The organism is Stenotrophomonas sp. AGC87 (genome assembly GCF_057333975.1).
In genome coordinates this window covers 27751-29269 of sequence record NZ_JBHFHW010000002.1, presented here as the reverse complement: position 1 = coordinate 29269, position 1519 = coordinate 27751, and the positions used below count along the sequence as shown (strand labels likewise).

The following is a 1519-nucleotide window of genomic DNA, read 5'->3' as shown; positions in this document are numbered from 1 at the left end:
CCCCCCCCCCCCCCCCCCCCCCCCCGCTTCGGTAGGGCACCCCGTTACGCCGAAAGCAGCTGCACGATGCTGCCGGCCGCATCGCGGCCCTCGGCCACGGCCGTCACCACCAGATCCGCACCGCGCACCGCATCGCCACCGGCGAACAGGCGCGGGTGGGCGGTCTGGAACGCCAGGCGGCCACTGCCACCGGCCACGATACGGCCGTTGTGGCCGGCTTCCACACCCTGTTCGGTCAGCCAGGCCGGCGCCGTCGGCGAGAAGCCGAAGGCGATGATCACCACGTCGGCTTCCAGCAGCGATTCACTGCCTTCAATCGGCACCGCGCTCCGGCGACCCTGGGCATCCGGATCGGACAGGGTCGTCTCGACCACCATCACCCCGATCACTTCGTCATCCGCACCCGCCTCGATCGACAACGGCTGGCGGTTGAACAGGAAGCGCACGCCTTCCTCGCGGGCATTGGCCACTTCACGCGCCGAGCCCGGCATGTTGGCTTCGTCACGACGGTAGGCGCAGGTCACCTTGGCCGCGCCCAGGCGGATGGCGCTGCGCACACAGTCCATGCCGGTATCGCCACCGCCCAGCACCACCACGCGCTTGCCCTCCAGGTCGGGCAGGGCGATCTGGTCTTCCCAGCCGGCGATCGGCCGGCCGTGGGCATCGCTGCCACTGACGATGCGGCTGTTCTGCACCAGGAACGGCAGTGCCGGCAGCACGCCCTTGAGGTCCTGGCCGAGCAGGCCACCATCGGTATAGCGGTATGCGCCGGTGCCGACGAACACCGCGTCGTACTCGGCCAGCAGCGCATCGATGCTCACATCGCCGCCGATCTCCACGCCGAGGCGGAACTGCACGCCCATGCCTTCAAGCACGTTGCGGCGGCGGCTGATCACCGATTTGTCCAGCTTGAAACTGGGGATGCCGAACTGCAGCAGCCCGCCGATCTGTTCGTAGCGGTCATACACCACGGCCTGGATGCCGGCATGCGCCAGCTTGTCGGCACACGCCAGCCCGGCCGGGCCGGCGCCGATCACCGCCACGCGCTTGCCGGTGGCTTCCACCGCGCTCATGTCCGGGCGCCAGCCGGTGGCCAGCGCGGTATCGACGATGTACTTCTCCACGGCGCCGATGGTGACGGCGCCAAATTCCTCCAGCGTGCAGCTGCCTTCGCACAGCCGGTCCTGCGGGCATACCCGGCCGCACACCTCCGGCAGCGGGTTGGTCGAGTGGCACAGCGTGGCCGCTTCGTGGATGCGGTTTTCCTGCACCAGCTGCAGCCACTGCGGGATCGCGTTGTGCACCGGGCACTTCCAGCTGCAGTACGGATTGCCGCAGTCCAGACAGCGACCGGCCTGGAACTGCGCGTCTTCCTTGCCGAACTTGCCGTACAGCTCGCCCCAGTCGCCAGAGGTGCGCAATTCGACCGGGATGCGCTGCGGCATCGTCCGGGGCAGATCGAGGAACTGGAAAGCTTGCTTGCGGCTCATGGGTGGGCCCTGCGGTGGCGAGTTGGCGG

Annotated in this window: 1 protein-coding gene; it reads right to left on the bottom strand. The window is 68.9% G+C overall.

Features of this window, described 5'->3' with window-relative positions; genetic code table 11:
* Positions 1 to 44 precede the first annotated feature (44 nt).
* Positions 45 to 1490: an FAD-dependent oxidoreductase gene (locus tag ACE026_RS00610; RefSeq protein ID WP_486037090.1), complete on the bottom strand. Its 1446-nt coding sequence runs from the start codon at positions 1488 to 1490 to the stop codon at positions 45 to 47.
* Positions 1491 to 1519: the final 29 nt, after the last annotated feature.

Coding starts and splice junctions, on each gene's coding strand:
- ACE026_RS00610 (WP_486037090.1), bottom strand. CDS start 1,490: ATGAGCCGCAAGCAAGCTTTCCAGTTCCTCGATCTGCCCCGGACGATG.